The following is a 15,583-nucleotide window of genomic DNA, read 5'->3' as shown; positions in this document are numbered from 1 at the left end:
ATATGACCCCCGCTTTCGGGCCGAACAGGCCTTCGGGGCGGAGTAGCTCAGTTGGTTAGAGCAGCGGAATCATAATCCGCGTGTCGGGGGTTCAAGTCCCTCCTCCGCTACCACCCACACCACCGATACGCTGCGGCTTCTCTATCTTGCGCCTTTATGGCGAAGGTGGCAGGTTTTGAAAAACTTGTCCTGAAGAGAAAACTTATGGCGATTGGCTCGAAGCTTTGGTTGTGGGTCCGCCGTATCGCGATCGGGCTTCTCGCGCTCCTGCTGTTCCTTGTGCTGGCGGGCGCCGTTTACGAGTTTTTCGCGCGGCGAAACGCGGCTTCGCAGTATCCGGCGCCGGGCCTGCTGGTGGATATCGGCGGGCGCAGGATCCATCTGGATTGTCGGGGTAGCGGGACGCCGACCGTGGTGCTCGAATCCGGGCTCGACATCAACGGGTCGCTCTCGTGGCACAAAGTGCATGACACGCTCGCGAAGACGACACGGACCTGTGCCTACGACCGTGCTGGAATCATGTGGAGCGATCCCTCGCCGGACGTGCGCGACGGCGATCATGTCGCGCGCGATCTCCAGGCGACGCTGACCGCCGAAGGCATCGAAGGCCCGATCGTTCTCGTCGGCCATTCGCTCGGCGGCCCTTACATCATGAATTACACGCGCCAGTTCGGCGCGTCGGTCGGCGGGCTCGTGTTCGTGGACGCATCGCACCCCGATCAGCTCGAGAAGCTGGCCAAGCCCGGCGAGAAAAAGCTGAAAGTGGAAGTGCCGATTGCGGTTCGGGCGATGCGTACGCTCGGCTGGACGGGATTGCCCCGCGTGCTTTCGGGGATGCTGTCTCCGGACGAGGACAGCCCCATCACGCCGCTGCGCGAGGCTTACACGCCGACCAGCATGCCCGGCATGATCGACGAACTTGACTCGCTTGAAACGACACTTCGCCAAGGTGGCGCCCTCAGAAGCCTCGGCGATCGGCCGCTCGTGGTCCTCACGGGTTCGAAGCCCTATCCGAAGGACGTGCTTGCGGCGCAGGACATGACCGAAGCGGAAGGCCGTGCCCAAATGGCGAAATGGCTTGATCTGCACCGCGACGAGGCGCGCTGGTCGACACAGTCTCGGCACGAGATTTTTCCCGATGCTGGCCATTATATTCAGATGGATCGGCCCGATGCCGTCGTGAGGGCCGTCAACGAGGTGGTGGGCAAAGTCCGCGGCGCCAACGGCTAGAAACGCCGCAAAGAGCCCACAAACAGCGTCGGGAATCTTTACAGACTCGTTTCTGTGGCGTGACGGTTAACCATTTTCACTTCTGACTTTCCTTGCCGTTTTGGAAATTGGCACACGCGTTGCTTATTGTTTCCGCAATGCAAGGATCAGGAGTTGTGTTGCGATGAACATGAAGATGATCGGTGGAGCGGCGCTTCTGCTTGCGGCTTCGACCGCGCAGGCCGCGACGATGAGCGTTTCCTACGAAGCGCCGGGTGCGACGACCACGACGGCAACGTTCGACTATTATGGTGTCGAGACGTTCGACGGGAAGATCGGACAGACGGACTTCACGTCTTCGTTCACTTACGACGGCAACACCATCGAACTGACCTACAGCGATGTGAAGGTGATCGACGCGGACCAGTACGGCGGCGACGGCGGTTCGGACTATGCGGTTGCCGGCCTCGGCTACGGTACGCTGAGCTACGCGATCGACATCACGCAGTCGGGCAGCGCTGGCGTCAACTACTTCGGCTACTGGCTGTCGGCGCTCGATGCGGGCAACACGGTGAAGTTCTACAGCGGCGGTTCGGAGATCTTCTCGTTCACCCCCGTGGACGTCCTTGCTCTTGTCAGCGGCCAGCCCGACTACTGGGGCCACCCTGTGACGGGCGAGAACTCGGGCGAGCCCTATGTCTTCCTGAACTTCTTCTACGACGGCGGCACGTTCGACCGCATCGAGTTCATCCAGGCGCCGGGCGGTGCAGGATATGAATCCGACAACCACACGGTCGGCTTCTTCAAGGACAAGGGTGACGGCACGCCGGTGACGGACGTTCCGGAGCCGGGTGCGCTCGGTCTGCTCGGCCTTGGTCTCGCGCTTGCCGCGGTGGCGCGTCGCCGCAAGGCCTGAAGCGTCGCTTGATCGCTGAGTTTCGCGCCGGGGTGGCTGGTCCATCCCGGCGCGATGCTATTTGGCGAGCCAATCCGTGATTGCTGCGAACAGCGCCTGCCGTGCTTCCGGCCGGGTCAGCGTGTGATCGGCATTTTCAAGCCAAACAGGATGGACGTGCGCGCCGAGGGCGGGGAGCAGCGCCGCGAAAGCCTCTGCCGTTGCGTCGCCGCGTGAGAGCGGCACGAGGATACGCCCCGGAAACGCATTGATCGCGGCAACGAGGCGCGCGGAGAGGGCGCTTTGTGGCGCGGTATTCTTGCTGAACAGCGTTTTCAGCGCGCCCTTCACATCGATCCCGCCGGACAGGATGCGCGGCCAATTGCGGGGATTGAGAAGGCGCCTCAGCGTGCGGTCGCGCTGCGCGGCGGCGGGCATTTCGGCGACGTCGCTGTCGAAGCTCCACGGATTGAGCAGGACGAGGCGCTGAATGCCGCTCGCTGAACCGAACAGCGCGAGCGCCGCGGCGCCATCGCAAAGGCCGATGCCGACGATATCTGCGAGGCCTTCACGGCGAAGCGCCGATGCGGCGGCGGCGATATCGTCCGCGCTGCCAAGAAAGCCCGTATCCTCGCCCTCGCTGTCTCCGACACCGCGCCGGTCGAAGCGCAGCGCGGCCATCCCTTGGGCGCCGAGCATTTCCGCAAGCGCGGTGAACAGACGATGCGGCCCGGCCCTGGTCTGTACGCCGCCCGAGACGATGAGCGCGGCGAGCGGGCCTTCGCCGGGGTGCAGCGTGGCGGCGAGGGGTGTTTCCCCGCAAGGAATGGCGAGCGGGCGGATCATCGCATCCACGCAGCGATGTCTTCGGCGAGCGCGGCGGCGAACGTCGGAGCCGGGGCGGGTTCGGCCTGCCGCCACACCGGCGGGCCTTCCACAGTGGACACGCGCAGCGGCACCGCGGCGTCAGGCAGCGCCAGGGTGTTGAGGTTCGCGGCAAGCCCGGGCGTGACGTCATAGCCGGTAAGTGCGACCGTTTCGCCATGCGCGAAGCGCGTTTCGTAAGTCGATGGGGAGACGCGGGCACCTTCGCGCTCCTGATCCGCGATCGCCTGCGCGCGCATCATTTCGCGGAGGAGGCCGGCGCCGGAGGAGGCGGGAGATACGCGGTAGAGGCCTTCGCTTCCGGAGCCGTCCGTGAGGAGTGCACCGCCGCGCACGGCGAGCACGCGAAGCGGGCGCCCCGCCAGCGTTTCGATCAGATGTGCTGTCGCCTGCCGCCACGCGGCGACATCGGGCCTTCCAGAAGCGTCGCCCGTACCCGGAAGATCGGCGAGGGCGCTGCCAATCCCGCTCGCCGCGAGTGCACGGCCGAGATCGGCGAGCAGCCGCCGCGTGCGATTCATTTCCTCGAACAGCGGCGGGATGAACAGCACGCACGGCCCGGTTTCGGGGCCACGCAGGATGGTCGGCAGGTCGTACGGCCCGGCGCTGAGCAGCGTGAACCGGAACGGCTCCACCTAGGCGGCAGCCTTCCGCGCGATGAAATCCACGAGATTGCCGAACGTCGCGAAAAGGTCCGCGTCGACCTCGTCGTCGTCGATCACGATGCCGAAGCGATCTTCCATCTCGGTGAGGAGGCCCGCAACCGCCATCGAATCGATCTCGGGCAGCGCGCCGAACAGCGGCGAGGCGGCGTCGAGCCCGGCAGCGGTCGTTTCGGAAACGCCCAGCACCTCTATGAGAATGCGCCGCATCTGGTCGGCATGAGAAGCGGTGTCTGCGGTCATCTCCACCCTGTATGCACTGTCGTTGCCCGCGGGCGGTATACTGGCGCCGTTTGCAGAGGTAAATGCAGGCGAGACGGCAGAGCGGACAGGGACGGACAAAGGGGCGGATGTCGTTTCGTGAAACATGGCGGGCGCTGGGCACGACGACGACGCTGTCCTACGCGATGGGGCGCATCGCAGCCCGGATTCCGGGCGTTTCCTGGCATCGCTATCGGCTGATCGCCGTGCCGCTTTCCGGTATGCCGAAGATGCCGCGCGGCCATTCGGTGCGTGAACTTTCCTCGGGCGAACTCAAGACTTTAGTCATTGATGCGCCCCTAGACGTACAGGCGGATCGTTTTGCGCGCGGGCTGATCTGCCTCGGTGCGTTCGACGGCGAGGTGCTGGTCGGGGTCAACTGGCTGGCACGGGGTCAATATGACGAGGATGAGGTGGACGTGCGGTTTCTGCTTCCCGGCGACGCGGCGTGGGACACGGGGCTCTGGATACGCGAGGATCGTCGTCTCGGCCGCGCATTCGCTGCGCTTTGGGCGGGAACCGGCGCATGGCTGGCGGAACGGGGCCTCACGCGTTCGCTGAGCCGAATCGCGGATTACAACCTCGGCTCGCTGCGCCCGCATGAGCGCATGGGAGGCAGAACGCTCGGTATGCTTACGGCGGCGCGGGTCGGTGCGCTGCAGATCGCGGCGGGCGTGCGGCCTGCGGTCGTGCACGCCGGGGCCGGGGCGCCCGCGATCTGCGATCTGAGGGGCTGCTGAACCATGCGGGTGGATGCGCTTCATCTCGGCCACGACGGCGCGCGCGCAGCGCTCATCGAAGGCGCGCACACAACGACCTATGCTGAACTCGAGGCGCTCGTCAGCCGGATGGCGAGCGGGCTTGCCGCGATTGGCGTGCGCCCCGGCGACCGGGTCGCGGTGTGGCTCAGCAAGACCACGGGCAACATCGCCGCACTGCTTGGCGCGATGCGCGCGGGCGCGGTCGCGATTCCCGTCAATCCGGTGCTGAAGGCGCCGCAGGTCGAACACATCATCGCCGACAGCGGCGCGACGGTGCTGCTGACCAACAATGCGCGTGCCGAAACGCTGCGGAATACGCCGCGCACGTGCCGTGTCCTGCGCGCCGAAAAGGATTGGGGGGCGCTGATGACGGGCGCGCCTGTGGCCGTGGATCGCGCGCCGGATGACCTTGCCGCGATTCTCTACACCTCGGGCAGCACCGGGCGACCCAAGGGCGTGATGCTTTCACACGCGAATCTCGTGCTCGGCGCGACAAGCGTTTCCGAATATCTGGGCATCAGCGCCGAAGAACGCATCCTCTGCGTGCTGCCGCTCGCGTTCGACTACGGCCTCAACCAGGTGCTGACGGCGCTGAAACAGGGCGGGGCGGCGATCCTGCTCGACTATCTGTTGCCGCGCGACGTCGTGAAGGCCGTGATTCGCCACAAGGCGACCGCTCTTGCGGGGGTGCCGCCGCTCTGGATGCAGCTTGCCGAGGTGGAATGGCCCGCCGAGGCGCGCGGCCTGCGCTACATCACGAATTCCGGCGGGCGGATGCCTGCAGCACTGACGAAACGACTGCGCACGCTTCTGCCCAATACGAAGATCTACCTGATGTACGGCCTCACCGAGGCGTTCCGCTCGACGTATCTCGATCCGGCGCTCGTCGATGATCACCCCGATTCGATCGGACGTGCGATCCCGCGTGCGGAGCTGCACGTGCTGCGTGCCGACGGAACACCCGCAGCGCCGGGTGAGCCGGGCGAGCTCGTCCACGCCGGACCGCTGGTCGCGAAGGGTTATTGGAACGATCCCGAGCGGACCGCCGTGCGTTTTCGCCCCGCGCCCGCGTTCTTCGCGCATCCGGGCATGGCGGTGTGGTCGGGCGACACGGTGATGCAGGACGATAAGGGGCTGCTTTATTTCGTCGGCCGTGACGACGAGATGATGAAGATTTCGGGCAACCGTGTGAGCCCCACCGAGGTGGAGGAAGCGATCTTTGCGACCGGCGCGGTGAGTGCGGTCGCGGTGTTCGGCGTGGCGGACGATCGTCTGGGGCAGGCGATCGTTGCGGTCGGCGTGCGGGCTGCGGGGCTGGGTGAGATGGAAGCGGAAGCGCTTGCGCGGCGGGAGCTGACGGGACTAGTGCCTGCCTACATGGTGCCGCGCCATTTCATCTGGGAAACCGAGCTGCCGCGCAATCCGAACGGAAAGATCGACCGTGCCGTGCTGCGTGCGAGGCACGTTCAATGAGCCGCGATCACCGTATCCACCCTCTATTCCGCGAGCAGGACGGCGAACTCGCGATTGCGGGCCGGACGGCGACCGAATGGATCGCCGCGGCGGGCGGGCGCACGCCACTGTTCGTCTACGATCGCTCCGTGATCGCCGCGAAAATCGCGAAGCTGCGCGCGGCGTTGCCCACAGAGGTCGGCATCCACTACGCGATGAAGGCGAATCCGATGCCGCAACTCGTCGCGTGGATGGCGGGGCAGGTGGACGGTCTGGATGTCGCCTCGGCCGGAGAGCTGCGTGTCGCGCTCGCCGCCGGCGCCGATCCGGCACACATCAGCTTCGCGGGGCCGGGGAAGCGTGATTTCGAGCTGGAGCTGGCGATCGGCGCCGGTGTCACGCTCAACATCGAATCCGCGCGGGAGTTTGCGCGTGCCGCGGCGATCGGCGACAGGCTCGGGAAGCGCGTGCGCGCCGCCGTGCGTGTCAATCCGCCGTTCGACCTCAAGGCCTCCGGGATGCGGATGGGCGGCGGGGCCAAGCCCTTTGGCGTCGATGCCGACAAGGTGCCCGCGCTGCTCGCCGAGATCGCGGCCGAAGGCGCGGATTTTCGTGGGTTTCACGTCTTCGCCGGTTCGCAGAACCTCTCCGCGGAGGCGATCATCGATGCGCAGAGGAAGACGCTCGATCTGGTAGCGGATCTTGCGGAGCACGCGGCCGTGCCGCCGCCGCTCGTCAATCTCGGCGGCGGCTTCGGCCTGCCGTATTTTCCGGGCGACCAGCCGCTTGATCTCGCGGCCGTGGGCCAGGCGCTCGGCAAGGCGCTCGCGGCGCGTGATCCGATCCTGGCGGAAACACGGTTCGTCGTGGAACTCGGGCGCTATCTCGTGGGCGAGAGTGGCGTGTATCTGACGCGCGCCATCGACCGGAAAATGAGCCAGGACGAGGTGTTTATCATCACCGATGGCGGCCTGCATCATCAGCTGGCGGCAAGCGGCAACTTCGGCACGGTGATCCGGCGCAACTATCCCCTTGCGAACGCAAGCCGTTTCGGCGCCAGGGACGCTGAGAGCCTGAACGTCGTGGGCTGCCTCTGCACGCCGCTCGACAGGCTTGGCGACAAGGTCATGCTTCCGGCAACCGAGGTTGGTGACGTCATTGCGGTTTTCATGGCAGGCGCCTATGGCCTTACAGCCAGCCCAACAGCCTTCCTGAGCCACGACCCTCCCGCCGAAATGCTTGCATAAATTGCAAAATTTGCTATTGGAAAGGCAGGGAAACGAACGATGCCGTAACCTTTAGACGGTATCGGGTTCAGGGGCGGAAAGGCGGCCAGCCGGCACGCATAGGGCGTGTCGGCCTGATTTTGTCTCCCGCGGACGCGGGGGCGTTTGAAGAGGGGACTCATCTCAGATGGCGAAATCTTTTAATGTGGTCGTTCCGGCCCTGGCGGCGGCCCTGGCGCTCTCCGCCTGCGCCTCGAACGGTGGGCTGCCGACCTTGCCGCCCGCGCAATTCCAGGCTTCCGAGGATGGTCCCGGTGCCGAATACGTGGTTGGCCCGCTCGATTCCCTCAGCATCTTCGTGTGGCGCAACCCGGAGCTTTCGACCTCGGTGACGGTGCGTCCTGACGGTCGCTTCACGACGCCGCTGATCGAGGACATGGTGGCGACGGGCAAGACGCCCTCGGCGCTCGCCCGCGAAGTCGAACAGAAGCTCGCGACCTACATTCAGGAGCCGATCGTCTCGGTGATCGTGAACAACTTCAACGGGCCGCTTTCGCAGCAGGTCCGCGTCGTTGGCGAAGCCGCGCGCCCGCAGGCGATCCCGTTCCGTTCGAACATGACGCTGCTCGACGTCATGATCGCGGTCGGCGGTCTCACCGAATATGCCGCCGGCGACAGTGCACGCCTCATCCGGTACGACAAGGCGAGCAACACGCAGAAGGAATACGCGGTCAAGATCGAAAGCCTGCTGAAAGGCGGCAAGACGAACGCGAACATCGCCGTGCAGCCTGGCGATGTCATCATCATCCCGGAAAGCTTTTTCTAAGCTTTCCGGGCTAGTTATGGTGGTCGGCCGTTGGCCGTTCATTCCAGTCACGCAGGCGGTCCGCGAGAGCCATGAATTCGATCCAGGAAGAAGTGATGACGACCCTTTACGGGGTCTGGCGCAAACGCTGGTACGGGCTTGCGCTGATGTGGGCCGTGTGCCTCATCGGCTGGGTGTTCGTGGCAACGATCCCCAACACCTATGAATCGCGTGCCCGCGTCTATGTCGACTGGGCGTCGTTGATTCCCGAGAAGCTCGGCTACGAGGGGACGAACCTGTTACGGCAGGTGGACGTCGTGCGGCGCACGCTGACGTCGCGTGTGAACATGGAGAAGGTCGTTCGCCGCACCGAACTCGATGTCGGCCTCGAAAACGACAAGGATCTGGACGCGCTCATCGAGCGGATGACGAACAATATTGCGGTTCAGAGCCAGCAGGCCGACCTGTTCACGATCGTCTACAAGTCCGACGATCCGGAGCGTAGCAACGCCCAGAATGCCAATCTCGCGCGGCGCGTGGTCGACAACCTCATCCAGATCTTCATGGAAGAGAATGTCGCGTCCGACCGCGACGACATCAACGAGGCGATCCGCTTCTTCGAGGACCAGCTCGCCGAGCGCGAGCGCCAGCTCGAAGAGGCCGAGCGGCGCAAGGCGGAGTTCGAGGAGAAATACCTCGGAATGCTGCCCGGTGAGGGCAACATTTCGACCCGGCTGTCGCAGTCGCGCAACAATCTGGACAATGTCGAGATCGAGCTTGCGCAGGCGCGGAATTCGCTTCAGGCCCTGCAGCGTCAGATCGGCGGAACGCCTTCGACCATCAATGCGCCTTCGTTCGTGATCGAAAGTTCATCAATGGGTGCCAGCCCGACGCAGCAGCAGATCGCGGCGCTGGGCCGCAGCCTCAGCGACATGTATGCGCGCGGCTGGACCGATCAGCACCCTGACGTCGTCGCCACGAAGGCGCAGGTGCGCCGCCTCGAACAGCAGGCCGCGCGTGAAGCGAAAGACCCCGCGCTTCGCCAGCAGGCTGCGCAGGCGAACCCGGTCTACGTCAACCTCAGAAGCATGGTTTTCGAGCGCCAGTCCGCTGTTGCGGCGCTGGAAGCGCGTCGCGCGCAGCTGCAGGGCGCCATCTCCCAGATGTCGTCACGTCAGGTCCAGCAGCCAGGCATCGTTGCCGAGCAGGCCAAGCTGAACCGCGATTACGAAGTGCTGCAGTCGCAGTATAACCAGTTGCTGAAATCGCGTGAGGAAGTCCGCCTCAGGAGCGATGTCGAAACCAAGACGCAGCAGGTGAAATTCCGCGTCGTCGATCCGCCCTCACAGCCGCGTGAGCCGATCGCGCCCAACCGCCCGCTCTACCTCAGCCTGGTGCTGCTGGTCGGGCTGGGTGCGGGAGCGGCGCTGTCGTTCCTGCTGAGCCAGCTGCACACGACCTACATCACGGCGGCGCAGCTCGAAAAGCGCTTCGACTATCCGGTGCTGGGTTCGGTCACGGAGATCGTTTCGGACAACCAGCGCGCCCAGAACAGGGTGTGGCTGTGGGGGTTCGGCGTGCTCAGCCTTGGGCTCATCGTGATCTATCTTGCCCTGCTGCTGTATGAACTCGTTTAACGCCCTGGCCCTGGCTGTGCGCGCGGAAGGTAATGAAGATGAGTGAAGAGAAACCGTCCGGAACGCCGCGCGCCTCGCTGCTTGAGCGGGCCGCCGGACGGCTGGATCAGGATACAGGGGCGAAACCTGCGGCGGCGCGTCCTGCCGTGGCGGCGGCTCCCGCTTCCGCTCCCGCCGCTGCACCGCGGGCGCCCGCACCGGCGGCTCCTGCCGTCGCGGCACCAGCCCCGCAGCCGCAGTTCGCAACGCCGGAAACGCCCGTAGTGCACCTGCCTGCGGACGACGGCAATCGCATCAGCCGCCGCGGCGTCATCGATCTCGCGGAGCTTCGAGACCTTGGCTATGTGGTGCCCGATGCGCCAGCCACGGCCACGGCGGAAGAGTTTCGCATCGTCAAGCGGCAGCTCCTCATCAACGCCATGGCGCGCGGTGACAACGAGATCCGCAACGGAAACCTTATCCTCGTGTGTTCGGCACAGCCGAACGAGGGCAAGACCTTCTGCGCGACGAACCTTGCGCTTTCGATCGCCTCTGAGCGCGACCTTACCGTGCTGCTCGTCGATGCCGACTTTGCGAAGCCCGAGATTCTCTCGACGCTCGGCCTCGAAGGCGGCAAGGGCCTGATCGACGTGATCGCCGATCCGTCGCTTGACCTTTCCGATTGCCTCATCCGCACCAACATCGAGAATCTTTCGGTACTGCCGGCAGGGCGCCAGCATAATCTCACGACCGAACTGCTCGCGTCGGAGCGTATGGGTGACATGGTCGAGGAAATCGCCAAGCGCTACAGCGACCGCATCGTGATCTTCGATTCCCCCCCCGCGCTGGCATCCTCCGCCGCCTCGGTGCTCGCGATGCACGTGGGCCAGGTGATGTTCGTGGTCGAAGCCGAAAACACCCGCGAAACCGAGCTTCGCGACGGTCTTTCGATGATGAACGGCTGCGAGCACGTGCAGCTGCTTATCAACAAGGTGCGCTATGCGGGCATGGGTAGGCGCTTTGGAACCTATTACGGCTATGGAAGCTGACGTGGGCGATTTGACAAAGATCGACGGGAACTGCGGTCGCTGCCGGACGATTGCGACGGCGGTCGTGTCGATGCTGGCGGTGATGGTGCCGACCACCGCGTCGGCCGAGGTCGAAGTCAATCCGTTCGTGTCCCTCCGTCAAGTCGTGTCGGATGGGTCCAACCGCGATGGTCGGGGATGGCTGGAAGCTGGGGCCGGCTTTGCCGCGCTGCTCGACACGAACCGCGTCGACGGCCAGTTCAACTATCGCTATGCGCGCCGAATGGAGGAATTCGGCAATATCAATCAGAAGAACCGGCACAATGCGAATGCCGAAATTCGGGCGGAACTGATTGATGATTTTCTGATGCTGGATGCCGGCGGCACGGCATCACAGTATTCAACGGACTTTCGTGGGTTCAATGCTTTGAACCCGGATGATGAAAGCGGAAACCAGTCACAGGTTTTTTCAGGTTATTTAGAGCCCAGCGTCCAGCAACGCTTCGGCGATTTCGCCACGTTTCAAGGGCGTTATCGCGTGGGTGCCGTATCGGTGGATTCCCCGCGCGAAGGGCTCAGCAATCCCGGGTCAATCGGGCTTGATCCGAGCGATGGCATCGGTTCAAGGCTGAGCGATTCAATCACGCAGACGGCCAGCGTAACGCTGGCGTCCACACGCGCGACGAATACGATCAACTGGTCGCTCAATGCGCAGGGCACGCACGAGGACGTCGATCAGCTAAACCAGAAATATCGTGGCTATAGCGCAGGCGGAGAGCTTGGATACCGGATCTCTCGAAAGCTGGAGCTGACGGTGAGTGGTGGCTACGAAGATATTGATAATACACAAGATTCTATTCTCTTCGATGAAGAAACCGGATTGCCCGACCTGGATGAGGATGGTCACTTCCAGGTTGACCCGGATATGCCCCGTCGCACGGCATACGATTTCAGCGGCGCTTATTGGAATGCGGGATTTCGCTATACCCCGTCGCGTCGCACATCGTTCGAATTCCGGGCCGGTGAGCGGTACGGTTCGGCGAACTTCTTCTTAAATTTCAATCACCGGTCGCGAAACGGCATGTCGGTTCGGGCCAATTTCCAGCAGACGCTGAACAGTTTCAGTCGTTTGCTAACGATGTACGAGAACGGCGTACCTATTGGTATGACACGTGTCGGCGGTCTTGATCAGCTTGGTGTTCCGCTGTGTGTTTTCGGGATAGACCCGGCGTCGGATGATGGTGGCTGTTACCGTGGACTGACGCAGTCGCTGACGCCGGCAACCTTTAAGTCTGATCGCGGGCTCCTGATGGTTTCCCGCTCGCTCGAGGCGCTGACGTGGTCGGCAACGGTCTACTACGACAAGCGACGCTATGTAGATTCGCAGCAATTGCAGGCACCTACCGAGGTGGAACTTCCCCCTAATCTCTTCGGCGATGACGAATCTTTCGGCGTGCGTGGCCGGGTTGCACTTCGGCTTGGTGAGCTTCAGACGCTGGGCTTCGACGCACTTCTGGCGCGCAACAGCTATGCGCTGTCGTCCCAGCGCAAGGATACGCAACTGACGCTCGGCACGCAGTATTCGCGCCGATTGAGCAAAAATCTAAGCGGCAATGCCTCGCTCTATGGCACGCACCGCATCACGGAAACACGTCAGGATTCGTCAACCTTCACGGCATCCGTGGGTGTGAGATATAATTTCTGACGGCGGATTGACTGAAACGTCACGACTTCGGGGTAAGCTGAGGGGCGTTTTCAAGGAACACAGGCAAGAGCATGTATACCGAGTTCTACAATCTGAACGGACGCCCGTTCCAGCTGACGCCTGATCCGCGCTTCTACGTCGACACGCAGACGCACCGGAAGGCGATGGCCTATCTCACCTACGGTCTCGGCCAGGGCGAGGGCTTCATCATCATCACCGGCGATGTCGGCGCGGGCAAAACGACGCTCGTCGGCCGCCTGCTGCAGACGATCGACCGCTCGAAGCTTGTCGTTGCGAACATCGTCACCTCGCTGGTGGATGCAGACAATCTCCTCAAGATGATCGCAACGGGGCTCGGCATCAACGCCGAGAACCTGGATGTCGCGACGCTGCTCACGCGCATCGAGAATTTCCTGCGTGTGCAGCATCAGCAGGGCCGACGCGTGCTGCTGATCGTCGACGAGGCGCAGAATCTGCCGATCGGCTCGCTTGAGCAGCTTCGGATGCTCTCGAACTTCAGCGCCGGCGCGCAGCCGCTCAGCCAGACAATTCTGCTTGGGCAGCCGGAATTCCGCGAGAAACTCGCCAATTCCTCGGAGCTTGAGCAGCTTCGCCAGCGCGTGATCGCGTCGCACCATCTCGAGCCGATGCGGCGCGACGAAATCCCCGCCTATGTCGAGAACCGGCTGGCGCTCTGCGGATGGGCCGGCGATCCGACCTTTACTGAAGATGCTTACGACGCCCTGTTCGATTATTCGGGCGGGGTTCCGCGCAAGCTGAATAATTTGTGCGCGCGCGTGCTGCTGTTCGGTGCGCTCGAAGAAAAGCACGAGATCGACGATTCGATCGTGCGCGAGGTGACCGACGATCTGCAGCGCGACAACGCACCGCGTGACCGCGAAAAGATCATCCAGCCGAACAGCGGATCATTCGCCGCCGTTCCTGCCGTGCAGCAGGTTCAGCCGGTGGTTGGTATGGCAGGCGGTGCTGTTGCGGCGCTCGACGATCGTCTGCTCGCGCGCATCGATCGCCTTGAACATTATGCTTCAGAAAATGATCGTAACCTTCGGCAAGTGCTGCGGATTCTTTCCGATCTCGTCGAGCAGAACGAGGTCGAGCGCGGCCCATACGGCGTCAGCCGAAGCGCATGAGCGGCGCGGCGGCCAACCGCGGCGTCTGCAATGCGATGTCGGTCGATGTGGAAGAGCACTTCCAGGTCGGTGCCTTCGAAACGACCATCCGACGAGAGGACTGGCCGCGCTGGGATAGCCGTGTCGTCCGCAACACCGAACGCGCGCTTCAGCTCTTCGCCGACAAGGGCGTCTCCGCGACGTTCTTCACGCTCGGCTGGGTTGCGGAGCGCGAGCCGGCGCTGATCCGTCGGATCGTTGAGAACGGCCACGAGATCGCCAATCACGGCTACGCGCACGACCGTGTGCACACGTTCAAGCCCGAGAGCTTCCGGGCGGATATCCGCAGGGCGCGGGCGCTGATCGAGGATGCCGCGGGTGCGGAAGTGAAGGGATATCGTGCGCCCAGCTTCTCGATCGGCAGCGGCAATCGCTGGGCGCTCGAAGTGCTGGCGGAAGAAGGCTACGCGTACAGTTCGTCGGTCGCGCCGATCCGGCACGACCACTACGGTTGGCCGGAAGCGCCGCGCTTTCCGCACACGCCAGTCGCTGGATCGGATATGGTCGAGGTGCCGGTAACGACGGTGGAGTATGCGGGACGCCGCATGGCGTGTGGCGGCGGTGGCTTCTTCCGACTTCTGCCATACGGTCTTTCCGAATGGGCGATCGATCGTGTGAACAGGGTCGAAGGGCAGGCGACGGTGTTCTACTTCCATCCGTGGGAGATCGACCCCGAACAGCCCGTGGTGCCAGGCGCGCCGCTCAAATCGCGCATCCGCCACTATACGAACCTTGATGTGATGGAAGCGAAGCTCGCGCGCCTGCTGGATCGGTTCCGCTGGGACCGGATGGACCGCGTGTTCCTTGGCCGCGAGACGCTGAAGGCGGCGGCATGAACGCGGAAAGTCCAATCGCACCGACGGTCGTTGAAATCGATATCGACGATGCGGGGGCTGCCGCGGCATTCGACGCCGCGGTCCTCAAGCATCCGGGCGCAACGCCGTTTCATCGCACGGCGTGGGGCAGGGCGATCCGCGACGCACTTGGGCACACTCCGCACTATCTGATGGCGGGCGATGCCGTGCTGCCGCTCATCGCGCTCAGGTCCGGCCTGTTCGGTTCGGCGCTCATCTCGAATGCCTTCGCCGTGCGCGGCGGGCCGCTTGCCGCCGATCCGCGGGCACTTGCGGCGCTCGACAAGGCTGCATGGGCGATCGCCGAGGCGGGCGGCATTGGCGTGCTCGAATATCGCGGCACTGAGGCGTTGCATCCGGACTGGGCGGTGAAGGCCGAGACCTATGCGAACTTCGTGCGTCCGCTCGAAGCCGACAGCGAGGCGAACCTGAAGGCGATCCCGCGGAAGCAGCGCGCCGAAGTCCGCCGCTCGCTGACGATGGACCTCAGCGTGCGCGTCGCTTCGGACGAAAAGGCGCTGCGCGACCATTTCGCCGTTTATTCGGAAAGCGTCCGCAATCTCGGCACGCCGGTGTTTCCCGCGCGGCTGTTTGCTGAGATCGTCCGGCATTTCGGCGAGGATGCGGATATCCTTACCGTCTACCATCAGGACGTGCCCGTGGCCTCGGTGCTTTCGGTATACGATGCGGAGACGGTCTATCCCTATTACGGCGGCGGGACGGCGGCGGCGCGGGCGCTGCGCGCCAACGATCACATGTACTGGATGCTGATGGAACATGCCGTGGCGCGCGGGCGCCGGGCGTTTGATTTCGGGCGTTCGAAGTATGATACAGGCGCGTTCGCATTCAAGAAGAACTGGGGTTTCGAGCCGCAGCCGCTCGTCTACGAATACCGGTTGGCGGAGGGGCGCACGATGCCCGACGTCAATCCGAACAACCCCAAGTACAAGCTGATGACCGAGGTATGGAGCCGCCTGCCGCTGTGGCTTGCGAACCGGATGGGGCCGCTCGTTTCGCGGTCGCTGGGGTAGGGC

15 protein-coding genes and 1 tRNA gene are annotated in these 15,583 nt (G+C 63.9%); 13 read left to right on the top strand and 3 right to left on the bottom strand.

What is annotated here, in order from left to right:
• Positions 1-36: 36 nt before the first annotated feature.
• The 3 genes from ACE3TJ_RS01755 (at position 37) to ACE3TJ_RS01745 (ending at position 2,125) form a co-directional block, all read left to right on the top strand.
• Positions 37-113: transfer RNA gene (locus ACE3TJ_RS01755), tRNA-Met, on the top strand.
• Between the two features lie 91 nt (positions 114-204).
• Complete coding sequence (locus tag ACE3TJ_RS01750; protein ID WP_374593261.1) at positions 205-1,230, top strand: alpha/beta fold hydrolase; 1,026 nt, start codon at positions 205-207, stop codon at positions 1,228-1,230.
• 163 nt (positions 1,231-1,393) lie between these two features.
• A complete protein-coding gene (locus tag ACE3TJ_RS01745; protein ID WP_374593259.1) occupies positions 1,394-2,125 on the top strand; it encodes a PEP-CTERM sorting domain-containing protein in 732 nt (243 codons plus the stop codon).
• Positions 2,126-2,182: 57 nt separating this feature from the next.
• On the opposite strand, the gene ACE3TJ_RS01740 is transcribed toward ACE3TJ_RS01745, so the two are convergent.
• Genes ACE3TJ_RS01740 through ACE3TJ_RS01730 form a run of 3 tightly spaced genes read right to left on the bottom strand, consistent with a single transcriptional unit; the run spans position 2,183 to position 3,894 of the window.
• Positions 2,183-2,950 carry a hydrolase 1, exosortase A system-associated gene (locus tag ACE3TJ_RS01740; RefSeq protein ID WP_374599267.1) on the bottom strand — a complete coding sequence of 256 codons (768 nt, stop codon included), beginning with the start codon at positions 2,948-2,950 and terminating at the stop codon, positions 2,183-2,185.
• Positions 2,947-3,624 (bottom strand): hypothetical protein, encoded by a 678-nt coding sequence (locus ACE3TJ_RS01735; RefSeq protein ID WP_374593257.1) that lies wholly within the window; start codon positions 3,622-3,624, stop codon positions 2,947-2,949. The genes ACE3TJ_RS01740 and ACE3TJ_RS01735 overlap by 4 nt, the downstream gene beginning before the upstream one ends.
• Complete coding sequence (locus ACE3TJ_RS01730; protein ID WP_374593255.1) at positions 3,625-3,894, bottom strand: acyl carrier protein; 270 nt, start codon at positions 3,892-3,894, stop codon at positions 3,625-3,627.
• A gap of 107 nt (positions 3,895-4,001) precedes the next feature.
• Here ACE3TJ_RS01730 and ACE3TJ_RS01725 point away from each other — a divergent pair, with 107 nt between their 5' ends.
• The 10 genes from ACE3TJ_RS01725 (at position 4,002) to ACE3TJ_RS01680 (ending at position 15,580) form a co-directional block, all read left to right on the top strand.
• Complete coding sequence (locus ACE3TJ_RS01725) at positions 4,002-4,652, top strand: hypothetical protein (RefSeq protein ID WP_374593253.1); 651 nt, start codon at positions 4,002-4,004, stop codon at positions 4,650-4,652.
• A gap of 3 nt (positions 4,653-4,655) precedes the next feature.
• Positions 4,656-6,146: an acyl-CoA ligase (AMP-forming), exosortase A system-associated gene (locus tag ACE3TJ_RS01720; RefSeq protein WP_374593251.1), complete on the top strand. Its 1,491-nt coding sequence runs from the start codon at positions 4,656-4,658 to the stop codon at positions 6,144-6,146.
• A complete protein-coding gene (locus ACE3TJ_RS01715) occupies positions 6,143-7,372 on the top strand; it encodes a pyridoxal-dependent decarboxylase, exosortase A system-associated (protein ID WP_374593249.1) in 1,230 nt (409 codons plus the stop codon). Before ACE3TJ_RS01720 ends, ACE3TJ_RS01715 begins: the two co-directional genes overlap by 4 nt.
• Before the next feature lie 166 nt (positions 7,373-7,538).
• Positions 7,539-8,177, top strand: coding sequence for an XrtA/PEP-CTERM system exopolysaccharide export protein (locus ACE3TJ_RS01710; protein WP_374593247.1), 639 nt, complete (start codon positions 7,539-7,541; stop codon positions 8,175-8,177).
• A 95-nt stretch (positions 8,178-8,272) separates the two neighbouring features.
• Entirely contained in the window at positions 8,273-9,793 is a 1,521-nt protein-coding gene (locus ACE3TJ_RS01705) for an XrtA system polysaccharide chain length determinant (RefSeq protein ID WP_374593245.1), read from the top strand.
• 38 nt (positions 9,794-9,831) lie between these two features.
• Positions 9,832-10,821, top strand: a complete 990-nt coding sequence (locus ACE3TJ_RS01700; protein ID WP_374593243.1) for an XrtA-associated tyrosine autokinase — start codon at positions 9,832-9,834, stop codon at positions 10,819-10,821.
• 1 nt (position 10,822) lies between these two features.
• Positions 10,823-12,505, top strand: coding sequence for a hypothetical protein (locus ACE3TJ_RS01695; RefSeq protein WP_374593241.1), 1,683 nt, complete (start codon positions 10,823-10,825; stop codon positions 12,503-12,505).
• A 71-nt stretch (positions 12,506-12,576) separates the two neighbouring features.
• A complete protein-coding gene (locus tag ACE3TJ_RS01690) occupies positions 12,577-13,656 on the top strand; it encodes an XrtA/PEP-CTERM system-associated ATPase (protein WP_374593239.1) in 1,080 nt (359 codons plus the stop codon).
• Positions 13,653-14,531, top strand: coding sequence for an XrtA system polysaccharide deacetylase (locus ACE3TJ_RS01685; protein WP_374593237.1), 879 nt, complete (start codon positions 13,653-13,655; stop codon positions 14,529-14,531). The genes ACE3TJ_RS01690 and ACE3TJ_RS01685 overlap by 4 nt, the downstream gene beginning before the upstream one ends.
• Complete coding sequence (locus ACE3TJ_RS01680) at positions 14,528-15,580, top strand: FemAB family XrtA/PEP-CTERM system-associated protein (protein ID WP_374593235.1); 1,053 nt, start codon at positions 14,528-14,530, stop codon at positions 15,578-15,580. Before ACE3TJ_RS01685 ends, ACE3TJ_RS01680 begins: the two co-directional genes overlap by 4 nt.
• The last annotated feature ends 3 nt before the right edge of the window (positions 15,581-15,583 follow it).

The organism is Sphingosinicella sp., assembly GCF_041916975.1.
Classification (GTDB): Bacteria; Pseudomonadota; Alphaproteobacteria; order Sphingomonadales; family Sphingomonadaceae; genus Sphingosinicella.
This window is presented reverse-complemented; position numbering and strand designations above follow the sequence as displayed.